The organism is Rhizobium sp. PAMB 3182, from assembly GCF_052908355.1.
The window spans coordinates 2,127,635-2,153,975 of record NZ_CM128607.1 but is presented as its reverse complement, the minus strand read 5'-3'; the positions used below and the strand labels follow the sequence as shown (position 1 = coordinate 2,153,975).

Here is a 26,341-nt window from a genome sequence, read left to right as displayed (position 1 = left end):
CACATGTGACCCTGTGGGCCCGAAATTTCAATCCCCGATCTTTCACTTTGTCTTGAGCTCCGCAAGGGCGGAGGCCAGCTTCTCGCTCGGGATCACGTGGATAACTGCCTCTTCCGTGTAGACCAGCGCGCATTCGAAGCGCTTGCCCGGGTAGAGCGGCGCCAGGATTTCACGATAGATGGCGAGCTGGGCGATATAGGCGGGCGAAACCGTGTCGATCGATTCGGGTACGACCCGGTTGGTCTTGTAGTCGATGATGATCACCGTATCGCCATCGACGGCCAGGCGGTCGATGCGCCCGGAGACCGAATATTCACGGCCATTCAGCGACAGCGTGCCCATGATCGAGACTTCTACCTGGGCCGAAGCAGCAAATGCTGCGGCAATGCCGGGATGGTCGATCACGGCGAGAATTTTCTCGACCGTCCTGTCTCGCTCCTCGTCATCCCAGTGTCCGGCCGCGCGCTCGAGATAACGGATGGCCGCCGTCCGCCGTTCCGATGGCTCCAGTCCGGGAAGGACCTGCATCAGCCGGTGCTGGATGCGTCCCTTTTCCAGCGCGTGGTTTTCGGCGGGCCGGTTGCCGAAGAGCGGCGACAGCACCGGGGCGTCGCCCGTTTCGGCGTCGATGACCGAACCTGTCCCTGATGGACTGAGCGGCCGCGGGAGTGCCTTTATCGGCGGCAGGGGGCGGGAAAGCGCTGCCGGAAGGTCGCGGGTGCGTTCCGCCTTCTGCTGCTCGTCCGCCCTGTCGAAGGTCCGCTTGGGCGCGGCCGCGCGCCAGGAGTAGCCGTTCCATGTGGCACCATCCGGTCCGATGAATTCCGTTTCCCGGCATCGGCTGTCATCCGTCGACAATGCATTCGAGATCATTTCATGCCAGATGCCGGGGTTCTGGCGGATGCCGCGATAGCCGCAGACGATCAGCCGGTCGGCCGCCCGGGTCATGCCGACATAGAGCAGCCGCCGGTATTCCTCCTCGGCGGCCGCCTTGGCCCGCTCGCCGTCTTCCTCGGTCAGCGAATTGCCGACATCCTTCGTTGCGGCCCAGACCGGCACGGGTGCGGCGCTGTCCGGCGTATCGATCATCCGGAACTTGGAGAGATGGCTGTGGCTGAAGGCCGCCGAACCGCCGTCGACGAGAAAGACGATCGGTGCCTCCAGGCCCTTGGAGGCGTGCACGGTCATGATCCGCACCTCGTCGCGGCCCTTGTCCTGTTCGCGCTTGACCTCCGGCGCTTCGAGCTCGAGCGTCGACAGAAACGCCTGCAATCCGGGAAGGCCATTCTGTTCCTGGTCGAGCGCGAAGGTCAGGAACTCGTCGAGAATGTCGCTGACTTCGGTGCCGAGACGGGCAAGAAACTTTCGTCGTCCGCCATGCGCGGCGAGCACCTGCGCATAGAAATCGTGCACTGACAGCCGATTTGCGGCCGCGATATGGGTCAAGAGGCTGTCTCGAACAGTCTCCAGCCGTCCGTCACCGTCCGCCGCGCGTCGCTTCAATTCGCTCCAGGCGCTCTGGTTCTCCGCCCGCAGGCCGCAGATGTCGAAGACGTCGGCCTCGCCGAGATTGAAGAGGGGGCTCTTCAACAGGGCGGCAAGCGAAAGATCGTCCTCGGGCAGCAGTGCGAAGCGTCCGAGCGCCATCAGGTCCTGGATGGCAATGTGGCTGGTCAGCCGCAGCCGGTCGGCACCGGCGACAGGAATGTTGTAGGGGGATTTCAGAAGCCGCGTCAGCGCGTTGACGAAGCCGTCGCGCTTGCGCACCAGGATCAGGATATCCCCCGGCCTGATTCCGCGCGCCTTGCCGTCCTCTATGATCGTGCCGTCGGAAACCAGTTGTCCGATATGGTGGGCGATTCGGCGGGCCAGAATGGCGGGTGGCGCGTTCTCGGGCGTCGAATCGAACGGCGCGGTCCAGTCGTCTTCCCTGAGCATCGCCTCGGTGCCGATCATCTCCCACAGATCGACGGCGCCGGGATGGCCACTGCGGTTGGAGCGGTGAATGATGTCGTCGCCGTCGGCGGCAAGACCGCGGGCGTTCTCAGCCAGCGAAAATACCTGGTCGACTGCCGACAGCACATCTTCGGTCGAGCGGAAGGACAGGGGCAGGCGGATGCCGGAAAAGACTCCCCCGCTCGCCGTCACCCGCTTCTGGGTGAAGGTCCGCTCGGCGGCAAAGCGTTCCGGTCTTGCGCCCTGGAAGGAGTAGATCGACTGCTTTTCATCGCCCACCGCAAACAGCGTTCGCGTTCCGGGCCGGGACGTTTCGCCGGAAAAGAAATCGTCGCTCAGCGAGCGGATGACCTGCCACTGGATCGGGCTGGTGTCCTGCGCCTCGTCGACGAGAATATGGTCGATGCCCTGGTCGAGCTTGTAGTGGATCCAGGCGCTGATCTGGCTCTTGGTCAGAAGCGCCGCCGCCCGGTTGATCAGGTCCTCGAAGTCGAGAAGGCTGCGCTCCTTCTTCAGGTCCTCGTAGTCGCCGAGCAGCCGGGTCGCGAGGATGAGCGCCGCGCGCGTTGCCTGGAAAAGCCTGAAGCGTTTCAGCCGGTCGCGGCAGTCGACCAGATGGCCGATGGCCTCGGTGATTGCAGTTTCGAGATGTGGTGCAGCGGCCAGCATCTTCTTGGTGGCAAGCGTGCTCATCGCCTTCGGATCGCCGTCCTTCTTCAGGAGGGCTGCTTCCATGAGGTCTATGCGTTCGGCAGGATCGGTGGTCTTGACGGCGCTCGCCAGCAGATCGGCGATCTCGCCGGCCTTTGCCCCGCCGACTTCACGGGCGATGTCGATGTAGAGGCTGAGGCTTGCGCCCGAAAGGCCGGCAAGCGGCCAGAAACCGGCAAGGAGATCGGCTTCCGTCTCGTTCTCGGCAATTTGGAAGGCCCGGCGCAGCGCGTCCTCGGGCGTCGGTCCGGCGACAGCGACGAAATTGGCGATGGCGATCCGGTTGGCGACGATCTCGCCGAGCAGCGTGTCGAGACCGAATTCGTCACCGACCGAGAGAACATAGGCGAAGGCCTCGGCAAGCTCTGCGTCCTCTTCAGACGAAGCCGCCGTCAGCATCGCGCGCCGCGCATCGGCGAGCAGCACGCTCGCGGCCCGGTCGTCAAGGACGGAGAAATGGCCGGCGACGTTGGCTTCCAGCGGAAACTGGTGCAGCAACGCCTCGCAGAAGGCATGGATGGTCTGGATCTTCAGGCCGCCAGGCGTTTCCAGCGCGCGGGCGAAGAGCTGTCGGGCGAGCGCCAGCTTGATCCGGTCCGGCCGGGCGCCCTCGATCTTTTCGATCCGTGATGCAAGCTCCTCGTCATTCAGCGTCGCCCAGGCGCCCAGCCGCTCGAACACGCGGTTGGACATTTCTGATGCCGCCGCCTTCGTATAGGTCAGGCACAGGATGGAGGAGGGGCGTGCGCCCGCCAGCAGCAGGCGGATCACCCTTTGTGTCAGGACATGCGTCTTGCCGGAGCCCGCATTAGCCGAAACCCAGGCGGAACGGCCCGGATCGGCCGCAGCCGACTGTTGCGCGGTCGTCCAGTCGAGCCAGCCGGCCGGCGTATCGGGATGATCAGGCAGATGCTCACTCATCGCCATCCTCCCCCTGGCCCTCGGCGGTCGACCATTCCGCCACGCGGGCCAGATGGTCGTACTCGCCGCCATAGTCGTTCTGGCTGAAGGGCAGCAGCCGCGACACGAACCCGCGCTCGCCGGATCGCAGCACGGAGACGAAATTGCCGAGCTGGTGCAGGGCCTCGTCGGCCAGCTGTTCGGCGGATTTCGCCTTCGCCGGGTCGCGGGTGCTGAGCTCGTTGTTGACCTGCTGGACATCGAAGCGATCGCCGGGCCGCAGCCGCACATAGAGGAGGTTTTCGGCCGTCAGCGGCTCCACATCCCTGAACGCGCCGGCCCGAAGTGCCGCAGCCTCCAGCGCCAGCTGCGGATCGAGAAGGGCGCGCGCCTGCGAAGGGCTCGGATTGGAGCCAGTCTTGTAATCGATGATGTCGGCGTGGCCGGGGCCCTTGATGTCGATCCGGTCGGCGATGCCGGTAATGGTGATGCCGGCCGGCGCATATTGCATCGCCGCCCCGACTTCGGTGACGGTTCGGGCGATTTCGGTTTGTCGCGTAGCTTCCCATTTCAGGAAGGCGTGGGCGACCTCGCGAAACCGGGGCCGCCAGACGGCATCGATATGCGGCGGGAGTTCTTCCCAGTCGAAATGCTCGGAGATCAGCCTTTCCATCACGCTTTCCGCCTCGGCCGTTCCGGCTTTCGTACCCGATTTGGTGAAGGCGTCGATGATCGCATGGTAGAGCGTGCCGCGTTCGGCCGCACCCGGATCGGCGTTGAAGGGATCGACGGGATCGAGTTTCAGGATGCGGTGGGCATAGATCGAATAGGGATCGCGCCGGAGCCGTGAGACCTCGGAGAAGGAATAGCGCACCGGCTGCATGTCGGCGGGTGGCTTCGGCTCCGGCCGGGGTACGAGCATCTGCTTCTCGCCGGTGTCGATCGCGCCGGCCCAGTCGCGGAACCGGTCGCCGCGCTCACGCATGTCCCGGATCACGTCCGGCCCGAGAAGCGCCTTCAGGCGTTGCAGCCACCGCGACGGCACGGTCGGCGCCGAGCCCTGGCGGGCCGAGCGGGAATAGATCAGCTTGCGGGTGCCGTTCGCCATCTCGAAATCATGGGCGTGCTGGCCGAGCCGCCGTTCGGGCGGCTCCAGGCCCATCCCGGTCTTCATGGTGCGCGACAGGAACGGATTGTTGGCGCTTTCCGCCGGCCAGGACCCTTCGTTCAGACCACCGAGCACAAGCGTGTCGACGCTCTGCAGGCGAGCTTCCAGCGTGCCGAAGATGAAGACGCGCGGATGGCTCATGGCCTGCGGCTTGACAGCCGAACCGGCCGTCAGCGCGTCGGCTATATCGATCCATTGCGGCCCGCTGGCCTCCAGCTGGCCCTGCGCCTCGATCACTTCGCCGAGAAGATTGGCAAGCGCCTGTCCCGCTTCGCCGGTCCAGAGGGCCGCAAGATCGCCTGTCTCGTCGCGGCAGATATTTTCGAGCACCGACCCGGTCCGCTCCGCCCAGGCGGACAGCGTGAAGCGATCGCTCAGCCCGCGCTCCTTCCCGCGCCGCAGGAAAGCGCTCGCCAGCGGTTCGACGGCCTCGGCCAGTTTCTCCGCGGCGATCGCCGCATCTTCGATCGCCTGCCGCGGAATGGAGCGGCGCCATTGCTGACGGTGCCGGTCGGCTTTCTGTTCCTCCAGCCGCTTGGCAAGCAGCGGGCCGAGCAAGGCGATATCGCATTCTCCAAGACCGCCGCGCAGCGCGATCGCCTCGAGCGCCCTGACGGCCAGCGCCAGCCGGGCGGAAGGCATCTGCAGGCGGAGGAGCGGATGCTTGAGCAGGGAGGCGATCGCCACCGGGTCACCGGGGCGAAGCGTGGTTTCGAGGACCAGACGCAGCAATGTCCCTTGCGGGGTCTGCGAAAGCGGCGTTCCGGCCGAATCGTCCGCCGTGATGCCGAAGCGGGCGAGTTCGGAGACGACGCGGCGGGCAAGTGTGCGGTCCGGCGTGATCAGTGCCGCCTGGCTCTCGCCATGGACGCCGGGCTCCTCCAGCGCCAGCCGCAGGGAAATGGCGATTGCGGTTGCCTCCTCGCGCTCGTTCTGTGCTTCGATCAGGCTGACATCGGCAAAGGCTGCAGCCGTCTGTTCTGTTGCAATGTCCTCCTGCCAGCTTGCCCAGCGGTCAGTCGCCGATGCCGGCGTCATTGCTTGCGAGATCAGCCTCTGGCGCAGCGCAAGCGGTTCCTCGGAACCCGCAAGCGCGATGACTTCCGAACGGGCCGTTCCGAGCCGCGAGAGAAGCAGCGCGAGACCATATTGCGGATGTCCGCGCAACGTCGGATCCTGGAAACGCGGATCGTCGGCGGCCGGCGTCAGACCCTGCCAGATGTCCTCGTCCATGGAGGTATCGAGGCCGGGCAGCACGACGGCGCCCTCCGGCAACCTGGCCACCGTGGCGATCAGTTCGGCCGTCGCCGGCAGCGAGCCCGTCGATCCGGCAACGATCACCGGTCCTTCGTGTCTTGCGCTCGCCAGCCGCTCGGCTTCGCCCCGGAGGATCGCGTTGCGGTGGCGGGCAGGGGAGGACAGACTGAGTTCCTGCAGGCGCGCCGGCCAGAACGCCGAGGCGATCTTCAGGAACTCGAGCGTCAGTTGCCACCAATGGGCATAGTCTTCGGCATTGAGCTTCTTGAGGTCGTCCCAGTCCCGCTCTTCCGTTTCGACCGAATCGATCAGTTCGGCGAGATCGCGGGCGAGCCAGATGGCGTCCGCCGGGCTAGCCGGAGCGACGAGCGACGAATCGGAATGGATGTCGCGGATGACTTCCGGCAGCCGGTTGCGCCAGGACAGGATGAGCCGCGCAAGTTCCAGAAGCCGGGCGGTGCCGGGAATCGGCGGATCGAGGTCCAGCCGGTCGGGAACCGTCTCGTCAAAGAAGCCGGTGTCGTCGTCCGTTTCGCCGAGCGGACGGATGACCGGCAGGATGGCGGACTTGCCGCCGAGCAGGTCGACGAATTCGGAGCGCAGCACGCGCGCGGCGCGCCGCGTCGGCAGGAAGATGGTGACGCGCGACAGGGCCAGCGGATCGGCCGGATCGTAGCGGAAACTCTCGACCAGGGAGCCGTCGCACAAGGCTCGGGCGAGGGTTCGGAGAAACGGCAGACCGGGCGGAATCGTAAGTATGTGCTGACGATGTCGTTCGGCCATGTCTTCAGTTTCCGCCGGCGATGCGCCGGATTGCGTCCTCCGCCTCCGCAATGGCTTCGGGCGTTCCGACCGTCAGCCAGTGGCCATCGAGAATGAGGCCGTATAGCCGGCCCTTGGCGATGGCCCTGTCGAAATAGATGTTCAGGTTGAAGGCGTCTTCCGGCGCATCATCCAGCAGCGAGGGCCGCATGGCAATAGCGCCGGCATAGACGACGGGCGTCTCGCCACCCTCGCGGTGACGCGTCAGGCGCCCATCGGCGGCAAGGTCGAAATCGTTCTTGCCGTTGTGGCCGGTCGTGTCCTCGATCTTCACGCAGAGAAGCGCCATGTCCATGCGCTCCGGGTCGAAGAAACCGGCCAGCCGGACAAGATTGCGGTCGTCTGTTCCGGGCGGAACGACCCAGAAGAGGTCGGCATTCATGACGAAGACGGGTGCGGCCTTGTCGAGGAGCTGCAGGCCCTTCTTCAATCCGCCGCCGGAATTCATCAGCCGCTCGCGTTCGTCCGAAATGACGATCTCGACGTCCGTGCGGCCGCGGAGATGGCCTTCCATCTGGCCGGCGTGGTGATGGACGTTGACGACGGCCTTTTCCACGCCGGCTCCGACGAGCCTGTCCAGCACATAGTCGATCATCGGCGTGCCGGCGATCTTCACCAGCGGCTTCGGGATCGTCTCGGTGATCGGTCGCATGCGCGTGCCGAGCCCGGCCGCAAGCACCATGGCATTGCGGATCGGCGCCGCGCTCATGGTTCGAGCTCCATTCCGGCATCCAGGCACCATGCCTTCAGCCGCTGGAGCGCCGGATGCCTGAACACGGAATTGAGGTAGGAGAGCGTTCGCGGCATGTGCTTCATGTAATACGGTTTGCCGTCGCGCTGCAGGAGGCGCACCCAGATGCCGGCGAGCTTGCAGTTGCGTTGCGCCGCCATGATCGCAAAGGCAGTCCGGAAATTCGCCTCGTCGAAGGAGGTGGAGGTGCGAAGCAAGAGATAATGCTTCAGCAGGCGATCGCTCAAGTCCGGCGACATGTCGACGCGCGCGTCCTGCACCAGTGAGGCGACGTCATAGGCGGTCGGGCCGATCATGGCGTCCTGGAAGTCGATGATGCCCACCCGGTCGGTGCCGGCGCGGTCGGCAAGCCAGATGATGTTGGGCGAGTGAAAATCGCGCAAGAGCAGATGTTTTTCCGCGGCCTGCAGGATCTCGATCAGTTCGTCCCAGATGGCGAAATATTCGTCGCGGCGCGCCGCATCCAGCGGATGACCGCTCTTCCACGGCATATGCCAGTCGGGAAGCAGGCTGACCTCGATCTTCATGGCGGTCGGATCGAAATCCGGCACCCGGTAGACGGTGTCGCCCACGGCAATATCCCGCTGAAAGGCCTGGTCATGAAGGCGTGCCAGGCAGGCGGCGCTTTCCATGTAGCGCTCTTCGATAGGCGCGCCCGCCTCGTCGAGAACGCCGTCGCGCCCGAGATCTTCCATGATCAGGATGCCGCTGTTTCTGTCCGCTGCCCTGATCTCCGGCGTCGAGAACCCTGCCGCGTGCAGCGCATTGCCGATGGCGATGAAGGGCAGTGCGTCGGTGGCGAGATGCGCGACTTCGGCGTAGGGCTTGCCGTCGAGAACCGGCGGCCCGAGTGGAGGCTTCGGCCAGTCCATCAGCACCTGCGGCTCGCCATCCTCCGGATGGATGATCTCGTAGGCGCGAAAGATGGAGGCGTCGCCACTCAGGAACCGTCTTCGCGCGCTGCCGTGACCGTGCTGGCAAAGGAATTCGCGGATCTGCATGACACGGCGAATCCGGCTCATCGTCTTGTCGGAACCGGTGATGCTGACGGCGCGGCCGCTTCCCTCGTGCGAAAGCGTCAGGTGAATGGCCGTCTCCGGCAGATTGCCGCCGGCCATTTCCGGCCATTCGACAAGGGCGATGCCGTCTTCGAGCGCCTCTTCTAGGCCGAGTTCGAAGAGTTCGTCAGGATCGCCGATCCGGTAAAGGTCGAAATGGGCGATCGGAATCCGGGTTCGGTAGTTCTGGACCAGCGTGAAGGTGGGGCTCGGCACCTCAAGCGCCGGATCGTCCGCCATGGCACGGATCAGGGCGCGCGACAGTGTCGATTTACCGCTGCCGAGATCGCCGTGTAGCGCCAGGCAGTCGCCGGCCTTCAGCGCAAGCGCCAGATCCTCGCCGAAAAGGATCGTCCGACTTTCGTCGGCGAGGTGAAGTGTGAAGGGGGCCTCACTCGGCTGCAAGTGTTTCTTCCGAACGTTTTCCGGAGGGAATGCGGCAGGTCACCGTCGTTCCCTTGCCGTCCGGGCAGTCGATGGAGACCGAGCCGTGGTGCAGGTTGACGAAGCTCTCGACGATCGACAGGCCAAGTCCCGCGCCGCTGCGCTTGCCGGTGCGGGCACTCGTCTGGAAGCGGTTGAAGACCGCCTTGATCATTTCCGGCGGGATGCCGGGGCCATTGTCCTTGACGGTGAAGACCAGATCGCCGTTGTCGCGCCAGCAATGCAATGCGATCTCCGAGCCATCGGGCGCGAAGTTGGCGGCATTTGCGAGAAGCTTCAGCATGATCTGCTTCAGCCGCTGGCGGTCGGCAACGAGAGTCCCGATACCGGGTTCGGCGCTGACGGCCAGCGTTACGCCGCTCTCCTGCAGGCGCTCTGCGATGTGTTCCGACACCTCGTCCAGAAGCTGGCTGATGTCGATGTCCGCCATATGCAGTTCCATGATGCCGGCATCGACCGTGGCAAGATCGAGAATGTCGTTGACGATGGTAAGGAGCAGCGACGACGAGGTCGAGATATGGTCGATATAGCTTGCCTGCCGCTCGTTGAGGCCGCCGATCTCGGGCGTCTTCAGGAGATCCGTGAAGCCCATGATATTGGTCAGCGGCGTGCGCAGCTCGTAGGAGACGTGCTGGACGAAGTCGTTCTTCAGCTGGTCGGCCTTGCGCAGGGCTTCGTTCTTCTCGGTCAGTGCCCGCTCGGCCCTCACGCTGTCGGTGACGTTGACGAAGGTCAGCATCGTCTGCGCGTTCGGCAGCGGTATGACGGCGTAGTCGAGGACCAGCCCGGAATGCAGTTCCAGCGTGCCCTGCAGCGACGGCCGTTCGTCCTCGAAGCTGGTGATCATGTGGGAGAAGCGGCGCCAGCCGTCGACACCATCATAGGACTGCGCGCAGGCATCCTCGATGGCGCGGATATGGGTCCCGGGCGCGGCCTGCGCCTCGGTGATCGCCCAGAGCGCGCGAAAGGCCGGGTTGGACAGCCGGATCTTGCCGTCCGGCCCGAACACTGCGACGCCTTCGGCCAGATGGTCGATGGTTTCGCCCTGCACCCGGACCAGCGTGTTGTAGCGGGTTTCCAGGTTGACCTGCTCGGTCAGGTTCTCGAACACCCAGGTCGCGCCGCCCTGCGGGTGCGTCGTCGCAATCACGCGCAGCGTCTGGCCGCTCGGCAGATACCAGAGGTGCGACTGTGTATCGAGCGACTGGTAGACGGACAGAGCCGCTTCCTTCCAGGCTTTCCAGCCGAGCTGCTCCGGCAGCTTGTCGGCGGCGCGCAGGCGTTCCAGGAGGTCGCCATGGTCCGGCTTGGATTCGAGGAAGGCGATATCGAGGCCCCAGAGCTGGACGAAGGCCTGGTTGTAGAACTGCAGGCGCCGGTCGCCGTCGAAGATCGCGACCGGGGTCGCCAGCTGGTCGAGCGTCTCGGAATGCGCCTTCAGCGTCCGCTTCAGCTCTTCGCGCGCCGCTTCCTCGCCGGACACGTCTGCGGCGATGCCGGCCGTGCCGCCCTGCACCTTCACGTCGACGACGTCGAAGAAGGTCCGGTTGCCGTTGACGACGGTCGAGACGCGGCCATGGAAGGGCGAATCGATGGTTGTGCTGGAGCGGATCTTTTCGCGTGTGACGGTGCTCAGGACTTCGCGGCTTTCGTCGATCGCCTGCTGTGGCGAAGTGGCGTCGACGGCTTCGGCATAGGCGTGGTTGACCCAGACAAGGCGGCCGTCATTGTCGCGCTGCCAGGCGGGGAAATCGACCGAATCGAGCAGGCTCTGGAACGTGGTGATGGAAGCGACGAGACGTTCGCGCTCGACGGAAAGCTCGGCGAGCTCGGCGCGCAGATTGTTGAGTGCGACGAAGCGGACGAATGCCCGGCCGCCGGACACGCGGCCCTGCGTTTCCAGGACTTCGCCGCGCTGGGTTTCGACCACCAGATCGAAGCTGTGCGCCTTTTCGCGCAGGGCTTCGAGCGCGCGCTCGAACTGCAGCGCCGCGTCCGGCTTCAGCCAGCGGCCAAAGGCCAGAAATTCGCGTTCCTGCTCCGGTGCGCCGGTCTTTGCCGGCAATTGCCCGAGCACTTCCGGGCGCTCGCCGGGACCGTCCCAGATCACGATCCGCCGGTTCTTGTCGGCGATCAGCGCTTCGAAGCGCGACAGCCGCTGCTTGGCATCGGAAAGCGCCGAACGGATTTCCCGGTTCTCGGTCTCCATGTTGCCCTTCTGCCGGACGAACCAGAGCGTGGAGAGCATGGCCGCGGAGATCGCGCCGATGACGAGCGAGAAGACGACGACTTCCGGAGAGGAGAAACGCGCGGCGTGGCCGGTCGCTTCCGTGGCGCCCTGCGCAAACGCAGATCCGCCGGCAGCGAAAAGCGCCGTGCCGGAAAGCAGGGCTTTCCTGAAGAAACGAGCCTTGTGCTGTTTTGCCGGCTGCAACCGCCCTGCGTCCCCGGCGGGTGTGCTGCCGCTGTCGTCAGGCCGTTTGTCCTGGCCTGATAAGATTACGTCCATTCCTGGTCCGTCTCCGTCCTTCGCGCCGCCTGTCGACAAGACATCCCCTCGCCACACCATTTCCCTGTGCCGAAATGGGGCGAATCATTACGAAATCACAATACTGCCTCTCAGAATCGGCGGGAAGCCGAAGGTCAAAAAAAGAAGCCGCGGCCGGAAATCCGGCCGCGGCAACTAAATGTAGTGTATTCTGGTACGGTGATCAGTATCTGTAGTGATCGGACTTGAACGGACCGGCCGTGGTCACTCCGATATAGCTCGCCTGCTCGTCGGAAAGTTCGGTCAGCTTGACGCCAAGCTTGTCGAGATGGAGGCGCGCGACCTTCTCGTCGAGGTGCTTCGGCAGCACATAGACCTGGTTTTCGTAGTTGTCGCTCTTGGCGAAAAGCTCGATCTGGCCCAGCACCTGGTTGGTGAACGAGGCCGACATGACGAAGGACGGATGGCCCGTGGCGTTGCCGAGGTTCAGCAGGCGGCCTTCGGACAGAAGGATCATGCGGTTGCCGGCGGGGAACTCGATCATGTCCACCTGCGGCTTGATGTTGGTCCACTTCAGGTTCCGGAGGCCGGCGACCTGAATCTCGTTGTCGAAGTGACCGATATTGCCGACAATCGCCATGTCCTTCATCGCCCGCATGTGGTCGACGCGGATGACGTCCTTGTTGCCGGTGGTGGTGATGAAGATGTCGGCGCTGGAGACGACGTCTTCCAGCTGAACGACTTCATAACCGTCCATGGCGGCCTGCAGGGCGCAGATCGGGTCGATTTCCGTCACCTTGACGCGGGCGCCGGCACCGCGCAGCGAGGCGGCCGAACCCTTGCCGACGTCGCCGTAGCCGCAGACAACGGCAACCTTGCCGGCCATCATCACGTCGGTGGCGCGGCGGATGCCGTCAACCAGCGATTCCTTGCAGCCGTACTTGTTGTCGAACTTCGACTTGGTGACGCTGTCGTTGACGTTGATCGCCGGGAAGGGCAGGAGGCCCTTCTTCGACAGCTGGTACAGGCGGTTGACGCCGGTGGTGGTTTCTTCGGTCACGCCGCGGATCGCGTCACGCTGCTTGGTGAACCAGCCCGGCGAAGCCTGCATGCGCTTCTTGATCTGGGCGAAGAGAACTTCCTCTTCTTCCGAATGCGGGTTCGACAGCACGTCCTCGCCGGCTTCGGCGCGGGCACCGAGCAGGATGTACATGGTGGCGTCGCCGCCATCGTCGAGGATCATGTTGGAGAGACCGCCATCGGTCCACTGGAAGATCTTGTCGGTGTAGGTCCAGTATTCCTCGAGCGTCTCACCCTTGACGGCGAAGACCGGAATGCCGGTCGCGGCGATTGCGGCGGCGGCATGGTCTTGGGTCGAGAAGATGTTGCACGAGGCCCAGCGCACTTCGGCGCCAAGGGCGACCAGCGTCTCGATCAGGACGGCGGTCTGGATGGTCATGTGCAGCGAACCGGAGATCCGCGCGCCCTTCAGCGGCTTCGATACGCCGAATTCCTCGCGGCAGGCCATCAGGCCGGGCATTTCGGTTTCTGCGATGTCGAGTTCCTTGCGGCCGAAATCGGCAAGCGCGATGTCCGCGACGATATAGTCTTTTTCCGTGCTCATCTAAGTCTCCTGGTCCTGAGGCGGCACGACCGCATATGCGGCAGCGAAAGGCCGGCTCTCCAACTCACGTATCAATACGAATTTGTTCCGCATGCGGTTTACCGCACTTCGGGCATGATAGCAATAAGGATATAAAGAAGTCTTTATATGGTCTGCGGAGGCTTTACATTTCCTCGCCGAAGCGGTTGCCAACGAGCGCCTCAAGCGCCTGCATGGCCTCGTCCGCCTGGTTGCCGTCGGCGGTGACGACGACGCAACAGCCGGGGCTCGCCGCCAGCATCATCAGCCCCATGATCGAGGTGCCGCCGACCGTCATGCCGTCCTTGGAGACGGTGATCGCCGCATCGAAGGCTTCGACGGTCTGGACGAATTTCGCCGACGCTCGCGCGTGCAGACCGCGCTTGTTGATGATCTGCAGTTCCTTGGTGATCGCAGCCATGGATGTTGCGCCAGTTTCCGACTATTTGCCGCTCAAGACACGGCTGGCCACGTTGATGTATTTCCGGCCGGCATCGGACGCTTCGGCCAGAGCCTTTTCCATGTCGTTTTCGCCACGAACGCCGGCGAGCTTGATCAGCATAGGAAGGTTCACCCCGGCGATGACTTCGACGCGGCCGCTGTCCATCACGGAGATTGCCAGATTCGACGGCGTACCCCCGAACATGTCGGTGAGGATGATGACACCATTGCCTTCATTGGCCTGATGGACTGCATCCAGGATATCCTGCCGCCGCTGGTCCATGTCGTCTTCCGGACCGATCGACACTGTCTCGATGAGATTCTGTGGACCCACGACATGCTCGACTGCATGCCGAAATTCTTCTGCCAGCTTGCCATGTGTGACAAGCACAAGTCCGATCATCTACAACTGCTCCTGTGGCACTCTGCATCCGCCGCGGGCCACAAATGGCCCGTTTCCCGCCGGTGGGTGCTCATCTTGTCGATCAAAAGCCGAAGTGCAAGACAAAAAAACAAAATCGGCGTCCGTCTGCAGGTGTTTCACGCGGTCCTGCTACAAATCGCCGGTGAGAGATTGTATTCGCACCAGCGGATGGCTTGCCTGCAACGGGATGCGCAGCAGCGGCAGTGACACGCCGTCGTGCACCGTCATCCTCTCGCCGTCCTCCGGCAGCCGTTCGCAGGCCATAGCGTCGACCGGCATGATCACGAAACGCAGGATGGCGGCATCGATCGTCTCGACAGAAACGATGCCGCTTCCGCGCAATTCCATCCGGCCGGCAATGCTCTCCGGCGCCCGCGCCACGAGCCGGTCGCCAAAGCGGCGGACCATGACCTGGTCGTCGGCAATCAGCGCGGTGTAGAGGCCCAGGCCGCGGCCCTCGGCCAGGCAGGCAGATGCCATGGACGACTTTCCCAACCCGGAAGGACCGACGAAAAGCAGGCCGGTGCGACCGGCGATGATCGCCGTTGCGTGGATGTTGGTCTCAGCGCCGGTCATTCTTCTCGCCGGTCGGCATGGTCAGGATGAAGCGTGCGCCGATGATCCGGCCGCTCTTCTCTTCGGTAACGTTTTCCGCTCTCAGCGAGCCGCCATGCGCCTCGGCGATCTGCCGGCTGATCGACAGACCGAGGCCGGAGTTCTGGCCGAAACCTTCGCTTTCCGGCCTGTCGGTGTAGAAGCGTTCAAAGATCCGGTCGATGTTCTCGGCCTGGATACCGGGTCCGTTGTCCTGCACCTGGATCACGCAATCCGTCTTGCGCCGCATCAGCTTGACCGCGATATGCCCTTCCGTTTCCGGAACGAATGACCGCGCGTTTTCGATGAGGTTCGTGACGATCTGGCCGATTCTGAGGTCATGGCCCTGGATGATGAAGGCATCCTTGCCGGTCGCATGCCGCCGGTCGACCTCGAATGTCAGCCGGACGGCTTTCTTCGAGGCGCGGATCTGCCGGGAAACCTCGACGAGATCGGCGAGCAGCTGCTCGAGGTTGACGTCCTGCGCATCCGTGCGCGCCAGCTCGGCATCCAGCCGCGAGGCGTCGGAAATGTCGCTGATCAGCCGGTCGAGACGGCGAACGTCGTGCTGGATGATCTCCAGCAGGCGTTCCTTTGATTGTTCATTACGGGCGAGCGGCAGCGTCTCGACGGCGCTTCTAAGCGAGGTCAGCGGGTTCTTCAGCTCATGGCTGACATCGGCGGCAAAGCTCTCGATCGCGTCGATCCGGTCATAGAGGGCCGATGTCATTTCCCTGAGTGCGATCGAGAGGTTGCCGATTTCATCCTGGCGATAGGAGAAGTCCGGGATTTCCTCGCGCTCCTTCGCACCGCCCCGGCGCACCCGGATCGCCGCTGCCGAAAGCCGGCGGAGCGGATTGGCGATCGTCGAGGAGAGAAGCAGCGACAGCACCATCGTCACCAGCGTCGTCACGCCGAAGACGCGCAGAATCGCCATGCGCTCGGCCTGCACGATCTTGTCGATGTCGCCGGCTTGCGTGGAGAGCAGCAGCACGCCGAGAACGGCCCGAAAGCGCTGGATCGGCACGGCCACCGAGACGATCAGCTCGCCCTTTTCGGTGACGCGCACCACGGTGCCGCGAACGCCGGTCAACGCGTTCATCACTTCCGGATAGATAGATCCGTCGCCGCCGGGGGTTTCCTTGTAGAGTGGCAGGTTACTCGGCTGCAGCAGGCGGTTCACCCAGTTATAAAGCATCTCCCACCAGTCGACCTGCTCGGCCTCGACCGGCGGTAGGTCGAAGCGCAGCACCTGGCCGCGAGTGTAAAGATGGCGCGAATCGAGGATCAGGCTGGCGTCGGCATCGAAGATGCGGGCGCGGGTGCGGGTCGGCGAGATCAGCCGCCTGAGGACCGGGGCGACCCGTTCGGGATCGATCGGAAACTGCAGGTCCTCGTCGTTCGGCACCGGGGTGATGCTCTCGCCGGCCTGCAGTTCGAGCAGTTTCTTCGGATCGACGGTGATCGAATTGGTGTCGACCGAGGCCGATGCCGAGACCGCCGCGGCGATGATCTCGCCCTGCGTCAGCAGGCTTTCCACGCGGGCATCGATCAGCCCCTCGCGGAACTGGTTGAGGTACATGATGCCGCCGACGAGAACGCCGAGCGCGACGAGGTTGAAGAACAGGATGCGGCGCGTGAGGCTGGAGAAGACCGCGTTGCCGAAAATTCGCCGGGTGAGCACGAAAGGGCGCGACCAGAGGCGACCGCCGCCCCTGCCTGGGCGGCTGTCTCTCTCAAAATCATCGCCATCCGGCGTGGCTGCGGTTGTCAATTCCTCAGGCCGCTCCCGCGGCCTTTCGTCCGTGTTGCTGGCACCGGACAGTACTTCCGACATCAAAGAACCCCTTCGCCGCTCCGGCGGCCTGGTCGGGCTTACGCGGCTTCGCGGAACCGGTAGCCCACACCGTAAAGAGTTTCAATCATATCAAATTCCGTATCGACCATCTTGAATTTCTTGCGCAGCCGCTTGATGTGGCTGTCGATGGTGCGGTCGTCGACATAGACCTGTTCGTCATAGGCGGCGTCCATCAACGCATCGCGGCTTTTGACGACACCGGGGCGTTGTGCCAGCGAATGCAGGATGAGGAATTCGGTGACGGTCAGCGTCACGGCCTCGCCCTTCCAGGTGCAGGTATGGCGCTCCTGGTCCATCACCAGCTGCCCGCGCTCGAGCGACCGGGCAAGCTCGGTCTGGCCGGGTTTCGCCGTTGCCGCGGCAGCGCCGGCCTCACGGCTTGCCGTGCGCCGCAGGATCGCCTTGACGCGTTCGACCAGCAGACGCTGCGAGAAGGGCTTGGTGATGAAATCGTCCGCGCCCATTTTCAGGCCGAAGAGTTCATCGATCTCCTCGTCCTTCGAGGTGAGGAAGATCACCGGAAGGTCCGACTTCTGCCGAAGCCGTCTCAAAAGCTCCATGCCGTCCATGCGCGGCATCTTGATGTCGAAGATGGCCAGCTGCGGCGGGCGCGCCAGAAGGCCGTCCAGCGCCGATGCGCCATCCGTATAGGTTTCGACGCGATAGCCTTCAGCCTCGAGCGCAATGGACACCGAGGTCAGGATATTGCGGTCGTCATCCACGAGCGCGATCGTCTGCATGCCAATTTTCTCCGCCATATGGGTCAATCCTCCGGCTGTTTCGACTAGGACGGAGGGTATGTGGGGATAAAGGTGGAACAAATTGTGGCAAACGGGAAGGGCAGGCGTCGATCCAGGTGTGGAATAAATGTTTTAACAGCCGGAAAGGGTATCTGTTTTAACCGATTAAAATGGAATAGAAAATTTTTAAATCGATTAATATATTGATTACGTTGACTTTTTTGAGGCGTTTGGGTTGCCAGGCGAGAAAACAACGACTAATTGTCCGGAAAATTTTAATTCCGCAACTCGCAGCAAAGGAATGGAGCCATGGAGGAGAAAGGGATTCGCAACCCGGTAAGAAGCATCGCGAACATCGGCCTGGGAGATGCCGCGCATGTTTTTTATAATTATAGCGAACGCCAGCTCGTCGACGAGGCTATCAGCCGCGAGGAGGCCGTTCTGACGGCCGACGGCGCGGTTCGGGCCCTGACCGGCCAGCACACCGGCCGTTCCGCGAAGGACAAGTTCGTCGTCAAGGACGAGCACACCGCCGACAAGATCTGGTGGGACAACAACAAGCCGATGACGCCGGCCCATTTCGACCGCCTGCATCAGGACATGCTGGCCCACGTCCGCAAGAAGACCCTGTTCGTGCAGGATCTCGTTGGCGGCGCCGATCCGGAAAATGCCCTGCCGACGCGGGTCATCACGGAGCTTGCCTGGCATTCGCTGTTCATCCGCAACCTCCTGATCCGTCCGGAAACGGAAGCGCTGGAAGATTTCGTTGCCAAGCTGACGATCATCGACCTGCCGAGCTTCAAGGCCGATCCGGAACGCCACGGCTGCCGCACCGAGACGGTGATCGCCTGCGACCTGTCCAACGGACTGGTTCTGATTGGCGGCACGTCCTATGCCGGCGAGATCAAGAAGTCGGTCTTCACCGTCCTCAACTACCTCCTGCCGGAAAAGGGCGTTATGCCGATGCATTGCTCGGCCAATGAAGGCCCGAACGGCGACAGCGCGGTCTTCTTCGGTCTTTCGGGCACCGGCAAGACGACGCTTTCGGCCGATCCGTCGCGCACCCTGATCGGCGATGACGAGCATGGCTGGGGCAAGGCCGGCATCTTCAACTTCGAAGGTGGCTGCTACGCCAAGACGATCCGCCTCTCGGCCGAGGCCGAGCCGGAAATCTACGCCACGACGAAGCGCTTCGGCACCGTTCTGGAAAATGTGGTGCTCGACGAGAACGGCGTTCCGGATTTCAACGACGGATCGCTGACCGAGAACACCCGCTGCGCTTACCCGTTGCATTACATTCCGAATGCATCGGAAACCGGCCGCGCCAGCCATCCGAAGACGATCATCATGCTGACGGCGGATGCCTTCGGCGTGCTGCCGCCGATCGCCAAGCTGACGCCCGAGCAGGCCATGTACCACTTCCTGTCCGGCTACACCGCCAAGGTCGCCGGCACGGAAAAGGGCGTGACGGAACCGGAAGCGACCTTCTCGACCTGCTTCGGCGCACCCTTCATGCCGCGTCATCCGACCGAATACGGCAACCTGCTCAAGGATCTGATCGCCGAGCACGGCGTCGATTGCTGGCTGGTCAACACTGGCTGGACCGGTGGTGCCTACGGTGTCGGCAGCCGCATGCCGATCAAGGCCACCCGCGCCCTGCTGACCGCAGCCCTGTCGGGTGAACTGAAGTCGGCGGAGTTCCGCACGGATCCGAACTTCGGCTTCGCCGTTCCGGTTGCGGCCAGTGGCGTGGACACGAAGATACTTGATCCACGCTCGACCTGGGCCGACGGTGAGGCCTATGACGCTCAGGCCCGCAAGCTGGTGACGATGTTCATCGAGAACTTCGCCAAGTTCGAGGATCACGTCAGCGGTGAAGTGGCCAGCGCTGCCCCGGTCCTCGCCATCGCGGCGGAATGATCTGAACAAAAAGTCTCGGGAGGACAGGACCCGGCCGCGATCGCTCGCGGCCGGGTTTTCATTTTGCCGTTGCTGTGGAATAGATCGGCCGGAAGGACGACGATCTCATGGCAAGCGCACCGCTCCACATCAACGACCATATCGTCATCGCCGGCTGGGAGCTGAGCGAACAATTCGTGCTGGCCGGTGGGCCGGGCGGTCAGAACGTCAACAAGGTGTCGACCGCCGTCCAGCTTTTCTTTCATCTGCAGGGCTCGCCCTCGCTGCCGGAGCGGGTCAAGGCGAATGCGGTGAAGCTCGCCGGCCGCCGCATGTCCAAGGATGGCGTGCTGATGATCGAGGCCAACCGCTTTCGCAGCCAGGAGCGCAACCGCGAAGACGCGCGCGAGCGATTGAAGGAACTGATCCTCCAGGCCGCCGCGCCACCGCCGCCGCGCCGCAAGAAGACCAAGCCGACGAAGGGATCGATCGAGCGGCGGCTGAAGGCCAAGGCCGGACGGTCAGAGGTGAAGAAGCTGCGCGGCGCACCAGGGACGGATTGAGACCGGAAGGGGCTTGTAATTTGAGGCCTGCTCCATTCAACTGCAATGGCGTAAGAACCAGGGAGTGAAACGATGGGTCTGTTCAGCTTTATCAAGAGCGCCGGCAAGAAGCTTGGCATCGGCGGAGACGACGAGTCGCCTGACGCGGAAGCGGTGAAGAAGGAACTGGAGTCGCACGGCCTGGGCACCGACAAGGTGGACGTGACGGTCGTCGACGACAAGGTCGTGCTGAAGGGCGAGGTCAAGGACCAGTCCATCTTCGAGAAGGCAGTGGTCGCGGTTGGCAACACGCTTGGCATCTCGTCAGTGGAAGCCGCCGATCTCAAGGTCGGAAGCGCAGAGGCGGCAGAGCCTGTTTTCTACACGGTCAAGAAAGGCGACAATCTCTGGAAAATTGCCGAGCATCAGTATGGCAAGGGGAAGGGCGCCAAGAATACGGTCATTTTCGAAGCCAACAAGCCGATGCTGAGCCATCCGGACAAGATCTATCCAGGCCAGGTTCTGCGTATTCCGCCGCTGGACTGAGCCTATACCAGTCCGGATGAGGTCGCCTCATGCTGGTTTTGCCGAAAGGCATCCGACACATACCGAGCTATCTCGATCGGGAACGGCAGGAAGCCGTTCTCGAGGAAATCCGCGCGGTGGTGGCAGAGGCACCTCTGTTCGTGCCGACCATGCCGAAGACCGGAAAGCCGATGTCGGTGCGCATGACCAATTGCGGTCCTCTCGGCTGGGTGACCGACAAGGAGCGGGGATACCGCTACCAGCCGACGCATCCGGCGACCGGAAAGCCGTGGCCGGCCATGCCACAGGTGCTGCTTGATATATGGTCGGAGCTTTCCGGATATGCGCAGGAGCCAGAAGCCTGCCTGGTCAACTATTACACCGACGACGCGAAGATGGGGCTTCACCAGGACCGGGACGAGAAGGATTTGTCGGCGCCCGTCCTGTCGCTGTCGCTTGGCAACGCCTGCCTTTTCCGCGTTGGTGGCAAGAATCGCAACGACAGGACCGTATCCTTTCGGCTGGAAAGCGGCGACGCTGTGATCATCGGCGGCGAGGGCCGTCTGAATTTCCACGGGGTTGACCGCATTTATCCCGACACGTCGGGGCTGCTCAAGAACGGCGGACGCATCAACCTGACCATGCGGCGCGTGAACCCTTGAGGCTCAGAGCTTTCTAAGCGCCACTTTCTCAACCAGATGATCCTTGCCCTTCTGCAGGATGAGATCGGCGCGCGGCCGGGTCGGCAGGATGTTCTGGTGCAGGTTTTTGAGATTCGTGTTGGCCCACAGGCCCTCGGCGATCTTCAGCGCCTCGTCCGCACCGATCGATGCGTAGCGGTGGAAGTAGGACGTCGGATCGCGGAAGGCCGTGTCGCGCAACCGCATGAAGCGCTCCACGTACCAGGTGTGAATGAGTTCCTCGTCGGCATCGATGTAGATCGAGAAATCGAAGAAGTCGGAGACGATCGGGACCATCTTGCCATCTGCGGGCAGGTCGCGCGACTGCAGCACGTTGATGCCCTCGAAGATCAGGATGTCCGGCCTGTCGATGGTGATGAACTGGTCCGGAATGACATCGTAGACCAAGTGCGAATAGCAGGGCGCCTTGACGTTCGGCCGGCCCGCCTTGATGCCGGAGAGGAAGCGCAGGATGGCGCCGATGTCGTAGCTTTCCGGAAAACCCTTGCGATCCATCATGCCGTTGGCCTGCAGGTAGGCGTTCGGATGCAGGAAGCCGTCGGTTGTGATGAGATCCACCTTCGGGCTCGACGGCCAGCGGGCGAGCAATTCCTTCAGGATACGGGCAGTGGTCGATTTTCCGACCGCCACGGAACCGGCAATGCCGATGATGAAGGGCGTTTTGACGTCGGCCTTGAAGTTCAGGAAGCTCGAGCGCTGCTGGAAAAGCAGCTGGGACGATTCGACATGGGCGGAGAGCAGCCGTGACAGCGACAGATAGATGCGCCGCACTTCCGCGAGATCGATCGGGTCGTTGAGCGAACGCAGCCGGTTCACTTCGTCGGCGGACAGCGTCAGCGGCGTGTCGGCCCTGAACTTTGCCCATTCGTCCGAGGTGAAGAAACGGTAGGGAGAGTACTGGCTCTCCTTGAAATGGTCGAGAAACTCAACCGACTCGGCGCTGTCCATGCGCGTCCTTCCCTTATCGGCTAGCCTTTTCCTGCAAGCCCGATTGCGCAGTCCGCCGTTCGAGCTCGGCCAGAACGTCCTCAAGCGGAATGTCTGCAATCTTCAACACGACCAGCAGGTGATAAAGCAAATCAGCACTTTCATCGACCAGATTCTTGCGGTCCTGGCTGATGGCGGCGATGACGGTTTCCACGGCCTCTTCGCCGAGCTTCTTGGCCGCTTTCGTCTGGCCGGCAGCGGCGAGTTTCGCGGTCCAGGACTCGTCGGGAGAGGCGTTCGCTCGCTTGGCGACGATCGCCTCCAGATCGGCTAGCGTGAAGGTGGTCATCGAACTCTCCTAATCGAGCCGCATGGCGATGCCGCTGTCGGACATATAGCGCTTGGCTTCGGCGATGGAATACGTCCCGAAGTGGAAGATCGAGGCGGCGAGAACAGCCGTCGCATGACCGTCCTTCACCCCGGCAACGAGATCGTCGAGCGTGCCGACACCGCCCGACGCGACCACCGGAACGCGAACGCTGTCGGCGATGGTGCGTGTCAGCGCGATATCGTAGCCGCTCTTGGTGCCGTCCCGATCCATCGAGGTCACCAGCAGTTCGCCGGCGCCGCGCTCGACCATCTTGCCGGCGAACTCGACGGCATCGATGCCGGTCGGATTGCGGCCCCCATGGGTGAAGATTTCCCAGCGATCCGTTTCGCCGGTCTTGGAGACCTTCTTGGCGTCGATCGAGACGACGATGCACTGGTTGCCGAACTTGTCGGCGGCTTCGGCCACGAAATCGGGATTGTTGACCGCCGCCGAATTGATCGAGACCTTGTCGGCGCCGCAGAGCAGCAGTTTGCGGATGTCGGCAATCGCACGAACACCGCCGCCGACCGTCAGCGGCATGAAGCAATGCTCGGCGGTGCGCTGGACGACGTCGAAGATCGTATCGCGATTGTCGGAGGAAGCGGTGATGTCGAGGAAGCAGAGTTCGTCGGCGCCGGCGGCATCATAGGCGCGGGCCGATTCGACCGGATCGCCGGCATCGATCAGGTCGACGAAATTGACGCCCTTGACGACACGGCCGTCTTTCACGTCCAGGCAGGGGATCACGCGGGCTTTGAGGGTCATCGGGCCAGTTCCTTCGCGTCACGGATCAGTTTCAGCGCCTCGGCCGGATCGATGCGCCCATCATAGAGCGCCCGGCCGGAAATCGCACCTTCGAGCTTGGCGGCATCGGGCTCGATCATGCGGCGTATGTCGTCGAGCGAGGCGAGGCCGCCGGATGCGATCACCGGAATGGAGACGGCATCGGCCAGCTCCAGCGTCGAGTCCCAGTTGATGCCGGTCAGGATGCCGTCGCGGTCGATGTCGGTGTAGATGATCGCCGCGACGCCTGCGCCCTCGAATTTCTTCGCAAGCTCGATCACGCCGAGTTCGGAGGCTTCCGCCCAGCCCTCGACCGCAACCTTGCCACCCTTGGCGTCGATGCCGACGGCGACCTTGCCGGGAAACTTTTTGCAAGCCTCGATGACCAGCGCCGGATCGCGCACTGCGACGGTGCCGAGAATGACGCGCGACAGGCCGCGCGACAGCCAGTTTTCGATGTGGTTGAGCGTGCGGATGCCGCCGCCAAGCTGGACCGGGTTCTTCGTCGCCTTCAGGATCGCGTCGACCGCGGCGCCATTGACCGTCTCGCCGGCAAACGCGCCGTTGAGGTCGACCACATGCAGCCATTCAAAGCCCTGGTCCTCGAAGGCTTTCGCCTGCTGAGCCGGATCGGGATTGTAGACGGTCGCCTGGTCCATGTCGCCAAGCTTCAGGCGCACGCACTGGCCGTCCTTGAGGTCGATTGCGGGGAAAAGGATCATGGTCGGATATCCGTCTGTCAGGGCGCCCAGCGCAGGAAGTTGGTGATCAGCGCGAGGCCGAGCTTCTGGCTCTTTTCCGGGTGGAACTGAGAGCCGGCCATGTTGTCGCGGCCGACGAAGGCGGTCATCGGCCCGCCGTAGTCGGTCGTGGCGATGACGTCCTCGGCGTTCTCGGCGGCCAGGTGGTAGGAGTGCACGAAATAGGCGTGCAGTCCGTCGGGACCGGTCGGAATACCGTCAAAGAGCGGGTGCGGGCGGTTGAGGTTCAGCGTGTTCCAGCCGATCTGCGGGATCTTCAACGCCGGATCGCCGGGGGTCATCTCCACGACGTCGCCCTTGATCCAGCCGAAACCCGTGGTGATCGTCTTTTCCAGCCCTCGCGACGACATCAGCTGCATGCCGACACAGATGCCGAGGAAGGGGCGGGCCTTGTTTTCGACCACGTCGACGATCGCCTCGTGCATGCCCGGCACGGCGTCGAGCCCGGCGCGGCAGTCGGCATAGGCGCCAACACCAGGCAGCACGATCCGGTCGGCGCTCGCCACGCGATCGGCCTTGTCGGTGAGGTCTATCTCGGCGGGGATGCCGGCTTCGCGGGCGGCGCGCTCGAAGGCCTTGGTGGCCGAACGCAGATTGCCGGAGCCGTAGTCAATGATTGCGACGCGCATGTCAGTTGCGTCCTCCTTCAGGATCATAAAAGCCGAACAGGCCTGGCTCGGATGCTCGCGGGCGTGTGTTCGACGGCGGCATGGCCGGACGGGCCGCGGCCGGGGGCGGATTTCCGCCATCTTGTAAGCCGGCGAAATAGATCGCTTCCGCGTCGCCGAGATTGCGGGCCGTGACGATATCGCTGAGTTTCCAGCCATCGGCCTCAAGCAGCCGGATATAGTGCATCCGGCCCTCAAGGGCCGCGACCAGCGAGACCGTCAGCAGAAGGGCAAGACCCGCCCATCCGAAACCGCTGATGCCGAACAGCTGAAGTGCGACCACCTGCAAAACGAGGGCGATCGAGCCCGCAATCCACAGACGATGCGCGTAAAGCCAGAGTGCCGGCACCAGGAAGGCCGTGAGGCTGAAACTGTCGCGGATCACCTTCGTCAAGGCGTGATCCCTGTCCAGGCCATCCGGCGATGTCAGAACGATATAACTTGCCATTCGCTGTCCCACCCGGATTGCGGCAGGTTCAAACAAGCGTTCCCTTTGTCGAAGGAACGCGGCCCTGTTGGCGGGGGTCGATCTCCGTTGCCGTCCGCAACGTCCGTGCCACCGCCTTGAAGCAGGTCTCGGCGATATGATGGTTGTTGGCGCCGTAATGGTTCAGCACATGCAGCGTGATGCCGGCATTCTGCGCGAAAGCCTGGAAGAATTCGCGCACCAGTTCCGTGTCGAACGTGCCGATCTTCGGCGCCGAGAAGGCGACGTTCCAGACGAGGAAGGGCCGGCCGGACAGGTCGACGCCGGCCTTCGTCATCGTCTCGTCCATCACGAGGTCGAGCGAGGCGTAACGGGCAATGCCGCGTCGGTCGCCGAGCGCCTTCGAAATCGCCTGGCCAAGCGCGATGCCGGTGTCTTCGACGGTGTGGTGATCGTCGATATGCAGGTCGCCCTTGACCTCGATCTCCATGTCGATCAGCGAGTGTCGCGACAGCTGGTCGAGCATGTGGTCGAAGAAGCCGACACCCGTCGAAATCTTCGCGGATCCCGTGCCGTCGATATTGACGGATACGGAAACGGAGGTCTCGTTGGTCGTCCGCTTGACGCTGGCGATGCGGCCGGTTTCTGCCATCTCTCTGCTCCGACAAGGAAAATATCGCCGCTCAATAACAGGCGCACCGGCAAATATCCAGAAGGACCGTCGCAAAAAGCCGCAGGGGACCGCTCCCCGGCCGCATTTGACCGCGCCGCGATTGCAATCGTGGCAAGGCGGCTTACATAGGCTCTCATATTCGGAACAGCAAAACCGGTATCCATAGCGATGAACACCGGTACAAGGGTGTCATATGAGTGAACACAATCCGTTTGGAACAATGCACGCCACAACCATCATCACCGTGCGCAAGGGCGACAAGGTGGTGATGGCCGGCGACGGCCAGGTCTCGCTCGGCCAGACCGTCATGAAGGGCAATGCCCGCAAGGTGCGCCGCATCGGCAAGGGCGGCAACGTCATTGCCGGTTTTGCCGGCGCCACCGCGGATGCCTTCACCCTTCTCGAAAGGCTCGAGAAGAAGCTCGAGCAGTATCCGGGCCAGCTGATGCGCGCCGCGGTCGAGCTCGCCAAGGACTGGCGAACCGACAAGTATCTGCGCAACCTCGAGGCCATGATGCTGGTCGCGGACGAAACCATCACCCTTGCCGTGACCGGCAATGGCGATGTGCTGGAACCCGAACATGGCACGATGGCGATCGGCTCGGGCGGCAATTACGCCTATGCGGCCGCACGCGCGCTGATGGGCACCGACCTTCCGGCCGACGAGATCGCCCGCCGCGCCATGGAGATCGCCGCCGAGATCTGCGTCTACACCAACAACAACATCATCGTAGAAACGCTCGACGCCGCCTGATCGGGGCAGGCGTCAACCTTGGGTGCGGAAGCCCCGCGCCTGTCTGAAAGAGGTTTT

The 26,341-nt window shown here is 63.2% G+C and carries 23 protein-coding genes; 5 read left to right on the top strand and 18 right to left on the bottom strand.

The window, feature by feature from the left end:
• Nucleotides 1-42 precede the first annotated feature (42 nt).
• The 11 genes from addA to ACU5AZ_RS10520 all read right to left on the bottom strand — a co-directional run bounded on the left by addA (nucleotide 43) and on the right by ACU5AZ_RS10520 (nucleotide 17,254).
• The gene (addA, locus tag ACU5AZ_RS10570) at nucleotides 43-3,594 is read right to left on the bottom strand and encodes a double-strand break repair helicase AddA (RefSeq protein WP_446822346.1); all 3,552 of its coding nucleotides are present in this window, start codon (nucleotides 3,592-3,594) and stop codon (nucleotides 43-45) included.
• Complete coding sequence (addB, locus tag ACU5AZ_RS10565; RefSeq protein WP_446822345.1) at nucleotides 3,581-6,775, bottom strand: double-strand break repair protein AddB; 3,195 nt, start codon at nucleotides 6,773-6,775, stop codon at nucleotides 3,581-3,583. Before addB ends, addA begins: the two co-directional genes overlap by 14 nt.
• Before the next feature lie 4 nt (nucleotides 6,776-6,779).
• Nucleotides 6,780-7,523, bottom strand: a complete 744-nt coding sequence (locus tag ACU5AZ_RS10560) for a nucleotidyltransferase family protein (protein WP_446822344.1) — start codon at nucleotides 7,521-7,523, stop codon at nucleotides 6,780-6,782.
• The gene (tsaE, locus tag ACU5AZ_RS10555) at nucleotides 7,520-9,028 is read right to left on the bottom strand and encodes a tRNA (adenosine(37)-N6)-threonylcarbamoyltransferase complex ATPase subunit type 1 TsaE (RefSeq protein ID WP_446822343.1); all 1,509 of its coding nucleotides are present in this window, start codon (nucleotides 9,026-9,028) and stop codon (nucleotides 7,520-7,522) included. Before tsaE ends, ACU5AZ_RS10560 begins: the two co-directional genes overlap by 4 nt.
• On the bottom strand, nucleotides 9,015-11,636 hold the full coding sequence (locus ACU5AZ_RS10550) for an ATP-binding protein (RefSeq protein WP_446822342.1): 2,622 nt from the start codon (nucleotides 11,634-11,636) through the stop codon (nucleotides 9,015-9,017). Before ACU5AZ_RS10550 ends, tsaE begins: the two co-directional genes overlap by 14 nt.
• A 142-nt stretch (nucleotides 11,637-11,778) precedes the next feature.
• Complete coding sequence (gene ahcY, locus ACU5AZ_RS10545; protein WP_446822341.1) at nucleotides 11,779-13,179, bottom strand: adenosylhomocysteinase; 1,401 nt, start codon at nucleotides 13,177-13,179, stop codon at nucleotides 11,779-11,781.
• A 163-nt stretch (nucleotides 13,180-13,342) separates the two neighbouring features.
• Nucleotides 13,343-13,618 (bottom strand): HPr family phosphocarrier protein, encoded by a 276-nt coding sequence (locus ACU5AZ_RS10540; RefSeq protein ID WP_446822340.1) that lies wholly within the window; start codon nucleotides 13,616-13,618, stop codon nucleotides 13,343-13,345.
• A 21-nt stretch (nucleotides 13,619-13,639) separates the two neighbouring features.
• The gene (locus ACU5AZ_RS10535; protein WP_261928293.1) at nucleotides 13,640-14,041 is read right to left on the bottom strand and encodes a PTS sugar transporter subunit IIA; all 402 of its coding nucleotides are present in this window, start codon (nucleotides 14,039-14,041) and stop codon (nucleotides 13,640-13,642) included.
• 150 nt (nucleotides 14,042-14,191) lie between these two features.
• A complete protein-coding gene (locus tag ACU5AZ_RS10530; RefSeq protein ID WP_446822339.1) occupies nucleotides 14,192-14,638 on the bottom strand; it encodes an HPr kinase/phosphorylase in 447 nt (148 codons plus the stop codon).
• The gene (locus ACU5AZ_RS10525; RefSeq protein WP_446822338.1) at nucleotides 14,625-16,493 is read right to left on the bottom strand and encodes a stimulus-sensing domain-containing protein; all 1,869 of its coding nucleotides are present in this window, start codon (nucleotides 16,491-16,493) and stop codon (nucleotides 14,625-14,627) included. The genes ACU5AZ_RS10530 and ACU5AZ_RS10525 overlap by 14 nt, the downstream gene beginning before the upstream one ends.
• 38 nt (nucleotides 16,494-16,531) lie before the next feature.
• The gene (locus ACU5AZ_RS10520) at nucleotides 16,532-17,254 is read right to left on the bottom strand and encodes a response regulator transcription factor (protein WP_261931819.1); all 723 of its coding nucleotides are present in this window, start codon (nucleotides 17,252-17,254) and stop codon (nucleotides 16,532-16,534) included.
• Between the two features lie 309 nt (nucleotides 17,255-17,563).
• On the opposite strand from ACU5AZ_RS10520, the gene ACU5AZ_RS10515 reads away from it, so the two are divergent.
• The 4 genes from ACU5AZ_RS10515 to ACU5AZ_RS10500 all read left to right on the top strand — a co-directional run bounded on the left by ACU5AZ_RS10515 (nucleotide 17,564) and on the right by ACU5AZ_RS10500 (nucleotide 20,882).
• Entirely contained in the window at nucleotides 17,564-19,174 is a 1,611-nt protein-coding gene (locus ACU5AZ_RS10515; protein WP_446822337.1) for a phosphoenolpyruvate carboxykinase, read from the top strand.
• A gap of 107 nt (nucleotides 19,175-19,281) precedes the next feature.
• The gene (arfB, locus tag ACU5AZ_RS10510) at nucleotides 19,282-19,716 is read left to right on the top strand and encodes an alternative ribosome rescue aminoacyl-tRNA hydrolase ArfB (RefSeq protein ID WP_446822336.1); all 435 of its coding nucleotides are present in this window, start codon (nucleotides 19,282-19,284) and stop codon (nucleotides 19,714-19,716) included.
• Between the two features lie 72 nt (nucleotides 19,717-19,788).
• Entirely contained in the window at nucleotides 19,789-20,241 is a 453-nt protein-coding gene (gene lysM / locus ACU5AZ_RS10505) for a peptidoglycan-binding protein LysM (protein WP_446822335.1), read from the top strand.
• Nucleotides 20,242-20,270: 29 nt separating this feature from the next.
• Nucleotides 20,271-20,882, top strand: a complete 612-nt coding sequence (locus ACU5AZ_RS10500; protein WP_446822334.1) for an alpha-ketoglutarate-dependent dioxygenase AlkB family protein — start codon at nucleotides 20,271-20,273, stop codon at nucleotides 20,880-20,882.
• A gap of 3 nt (nucleotides 20,883-20,885) precedes the next feature.
• On the opposite strand, the gene coaA is transcribed toward ACU5AZ_RS10500, so the two are convergent.
• Genes coaA through hisB form a run of 7 tightly spaced genes read right to left on the bottom strand, consistent with a single transcriptional unit; the run spans nucleotide 20,886 to nucleotide 25,509 of the window.
• The gene (coaA, locus tag ACU5AZ_RS10495) at nucleotides 20,886-21,869 is read right to left on the bottom strand and encodes a type I pantothenate kinase (protein ID WP_446822333.1); all 984 of its coding nucleotides are present in this window, start codon (nucleotides 21,867-21,869) and stop codon (nucleotides 20,886-20,888) included.
• A 13-nt stretch (nucleotides 21,870-21,882) separates the two neighbouring features.
• Complete coding sequence (locus ACU5AZ_RS10490) at nucleotides 21,883-22,197, bottom strand: phosphoribosyl-ATP diphosphatase (protein ID WP_446822332.1); 315 nt, start codon at nucleotides 22,195-22,197, stop codon at nucleotides 21,883-21,885.
• Nucleotides 22,198-22,206: 9 nt separating this feature from the next.
• A complete protein-coding gene (gene hisF, locus ACU5AZ_RS10485; RefSeq protein WP_446822331.1) occupies nucleotides 22,207-22,983 on the bottom strand; it encodes an imidazole glycerol phosphate synthase subunit HisF in 777 nt (258 codons plus the stop codon).
• Nucleotides 22,980-23,723 carry a 1-(5-phosphoribosyl)-5-[(5-phosphoribosylamino)methylideneamino]imidazole-4-carboxamide isomerase gene (gene hisA, locus ACU5AZ_RS10480; RefSeq protein WP_446822330.1) on the bottom strand — a complete coding sequence of 248 codons (744 nt, stop codon included), beginning with the start codon at nucleotides 23,721-23,723 and terminating at the stop codon, nucleotides 22,980-22,982. The genes hisF and hisA overlap by 4 nt, the downstream gene beginning before the upstream one ends.
• 17 nt (nucleotides 23,724-23,740) lie before the next feature.
• On the bottom strand, nucleotides 23,741-24,391 hold the full coding sequence (gene hisH / locus ACU5AZ_RS10475) for an imidazole glycerol phosphate synthase subunit HisH (RefSeq protein ID WP_446822329.1): 651 nt from the start codon (nucleotides 24,389-24,391) through the stop codon (nucleotides 23,741-23,743).
• A 1-nt stretch (nucleotide 24,392) separates the two neighbouring features.
• The gene (locus tag ACU5AZ_RS10470) at nucleotides 24,393-24,890 is read right to left on the bottom strand and encodes a DUF2628 domain-containing protein (protein WP_446825980.1); all 498 of its coding nucleotides are present in this window, start codon (nucleotides 24,888-24,890) and stop codon (nucleotides 24,393-24,395) included.
• A gap of 16 nt (nucleotides 24,891-24,906) precedes the next feature.
• The gene (gene hisB / locus ACU5AZ_RS10465) at nucleotides 24,907-25,509 is read right to left on the bottom strand and encodes an imidazoleglycerol-phosphate dehydratase HisB (RefSeq protein ID WP_446822328.1); all 603 of its coding nucleotides are present in this window, start codon (nucleotides 25,507-25,509) and stop codon (nucleotides 24,907-24,909) included.
• 214 nt (nucleotides 25,510-25,723) lie between these two features.
• Between hisB and hslV the strand changes: the two genes are divergently transcribed.
• Nucleotides 25,724-26,284 carry an ATP-dependent protease subunit HslV gene (gene hslV / locus ACU5AZ_RS10460; RefSeq protein ID WP_261928279.1) on the top strand — a complete coding sequence of 187 codons (561 nt, stop codon included), beginning with the start codon at nucleotides 25,724-25,726 and terminating at the stop codon, nucleotides 26,282-26,284.
• The last annotated feature ends 57 nt before the right edge of the window (nucleotides 26,285-26,341 follow it).